Raw genomic sequence first — 2,860 nt, forward strand, 5'->3', positions numbered from 1 at the left:
CCTCGCGTAAGGAGTGGTGGCTCGGAGCGCACACTCGATTGACTCGATCTGATGCGAGTAACGTTTAATGAGTCGCTCCCTCGTATAGGAGCGCACTCTTAGGAAAGAGTCGCTGTTTATCCCGAATTCAGGTTATATAGATTGCGGATGAGTCAAGGCTTTTTGCAACCCATAGAGAGCGAGCCAACCGAGACCACAACCGATGGCATAGTGGGGAAAGTCCAACCAAACAAATGTTGTTCCTAGAATCAGTTTGCCCAGAAGGGTCGATCGCAGGGCTTGAAGTAGGGGAGGATGCCACAGTTGCAGGATTTCCACAAACGACGTGAATAAAAAAACGGCGATCGCCACTTTCCAAAGCCGTAATTTTGGCCAAGCTAGGGCGACTAAAATCATCCACAGAATCTCATAGAGAATACCACCGGCATAATCATTAACCCACCATTCTCCCCAACCGCGATAAAACTTCGTGCCCATTCCCAACGGAACGATCGCGATTAAACTCCCATAGAGCCAAAACCGATAGGCTTTGATATTCAATTGCATACTGGGACTTGACATGACCTAATTTCCTATTCCCTATTCCCTAGCATGAAGCGCTACAGAGCTTCCAGGAAAAGCAATTACCACACTGAAGCCCTACATACTCTTCAAAAAAGATCTGTAGCGGGTCAATCGAGATGATAGACTATTGTATGGGAAATTTGCGCCTTGTACTTCAGTGTAGACTCAAGACAAGACTCGCAACATCACAATCCTGAGTAAAACCCGATCTTAAACGGTCAGTCGAGGTATGGGTGGTAATAACTCAGACCCAAAACTGTATGCTTGCCATCAGTCTCAGGTCAATGATGCCCACCTAGCACTTTGCGCGTTCACACAGATCCTAGTTAAGGAGAAATGCCTGCCCTTCTCGAACCGTAAAAAGTCAGGCTTCCCGAAGGGCAAGTAATCGCAGGACGTTGAGCGTATAGAAGTCGATTGGTAGTACCTAAACAGCCAAAAAAACAGTAGCCTGAAGTGAAAGCAACAGTGTAAAGGGTCAGTAGTAGAAATACTTTTTGACAGACCCTTTCAGGTATAGCCTGAAAAATCTGCGTGTATTCAGACCGCAAAGTGTCAATTGTGAACCATTATTTTCAGTAGATCTTATGACTGCAACAGCCGAAAAGCTCAATTACGACATCAAAGACATTTCCTTAGCCCCTTTAGGCAAACAGCGCATTGAATGGGCTGGACGGGAAATGCCAGTTCTCAAGCAAATTCGGGAACGCTTTGCCAAAGAAAAACCCTTAGACGGAATTCGGCTAGTTGCCTGCTGTCACGTTACCACTGAAACTGCAAATTTGGCGATCGCCCTTCAAGCAGCCGGCGCAGACGCAATTCTAATTGCCAGTAACCCCCTCTCTACCCAAGATGATGTTGCCGCTTGCTTAGTCAAAGACTATGGCATTCGGGTTTATGCCCTTAAAGGGGAAGACACCCCAACCTACAAACGCCACGTACAAGTGGCCCTAGACCACCATCCCCAAATTATCATCGATGATGGTAGTGATGTAGTCGCTGAACTGGTTAAAGAACGTCAAGAACAAGTTCCTGAAATTATTGGTACAACCGAAGAAACCACCACCGGTATCGTGCGCTTGAAAGCCATGTTCAAAGATGGGGTATTAACCTTCCCCGCGATGAACGTGAATGATGCAGACACCAAGCACTTCTTTGATAACCGCTACGGAACCGGTCAATCTACCCTTGATGGTATCATCCGCGCCACCAACGTCCTGTTAGCCGGTAAAAATGTGGTTGTCGTTGGTTATGGTTGGTGTGGTAAAGGTGCAGCTCTGCGGGCCAAGGGTCTCGGTGCTAATGTAATCGTTACCGAAGTAGACTCTGTACGTGCCATTGAAGCCACCATGGATGGTTTTCGGGTAATGCCCATGGCAGAAGCCGCTCCCCAAGCCGATCTGTTTATTACCGTAACCGGGAATAAACACGTGATCCGCAAAGAGCATTTTGAAGCCATGAAAGACGGAGCCATGGTATGTAACTCCGGTCACTTCGATATTGAAATTGACCTCGCTACCCTGGGTGAAATGGCGACTGAAGTTAAGGATGTGCGCCCCTTCACTCAACAATATATTCTGCCCAGCGGCAAATCTGTAGTTGTTCTTGGCGAAGGTCGCTTAATTAACCTGGCGGCTGCGGAAGGACACCCCAGCGCGGTAATGGATATGAGTTTCGCTAACCAAGCCATGGCTTGTGAATATCTGGTGAAAAACCACGGTAAACTCGAAGCCGGTATGCATTCCATTCCTCAAGAAATTGACCATGAAATTGCTCGCCTGAAGTTGGAAGCGATGGGTATTAACATTGATACTCTGACTGAAGAGCAAGTGGAATACATGAATAGCTGGACGGTTGGAACCTAAGATTGTTAGGTTAGGGTAGCGTTACTCAATCATCCCTTAGAAAGAGCTAAGATATTTGATTCTTGGCTCCAAAATGGATAGACGCGGGGACAGGAAGATGGAGGTTTTTAATCTTATATGAAAACCCCCTATCCCCCCATCCCCCCATCCTCCTAACCTTTTCCCCCTTTATGGCTCAACTTTCGGTAGAATTCAAACGTTATTTTTGGCAAGAAAACCGCTCTTCTGAGGTGACTTTAGCAGAAATGCTGGAACTAGCAGGAGAGCGGGTTTTTGGTTTTTTGTTTGTGTTGTTGTCGTTGCCATCTGCCTTACCTATCCCTGCACCAGGGTATTCAATTCCGTTTGGAATTGTCATGTTTTTACTCGCCATGCAGCTTATTTGGGGCGCGAAGCAGCCTTGGTTTCCGAAACGAGTTTTGAATGGAAAA

At 46.8% G+C, this 2,860-nt stretch carries 3 protein-coding genes; 2 read left to right on the forward strand and 1 reads right to left on the reverse strand.

Translation table 11 applies throughout. The features are described 5' to 3' along the window. Window positions 1–132: 132 nt before the first annotated feature. On the reverse strand, window positions 133–561 hold the full coding sequence (locus AC3A14_RS24430; protein WP_318736324.1) for a ribosomal maturation YjgA family protein: 429 nt from the start codon (window positions 559–561) through the stop codon (window positions 133–135). 590 nt (window positions 562–1,151) lie between these two features. On the opposite strand from AC3A14_RS24430, the gene ahcY reads away from it, so the two are divergent. Then, a complete protein-coding gene (gene ahcY / locus AC3A14_RS24435) occupies window positions 1,152–2,429 on the forward strand; it encodes an adenosylhomocysteinase (protein ID WP_318736327.1) in 1,278 nt (425 codons plus the stop codon). Between the two features lie 170 nt (window positions 2,430–2,599). Then, the coding region (locus tag AC3A14_RS24440) for an exopolysaccharide biosynthesis protein (RefSeq protein WP_487779230.1) at window positions 2,600–2,860 on the forward strand (261 nt) is incomplete at its 3' end.

Source organism: Roseofilum sp. (assembly GCF_982964205.1).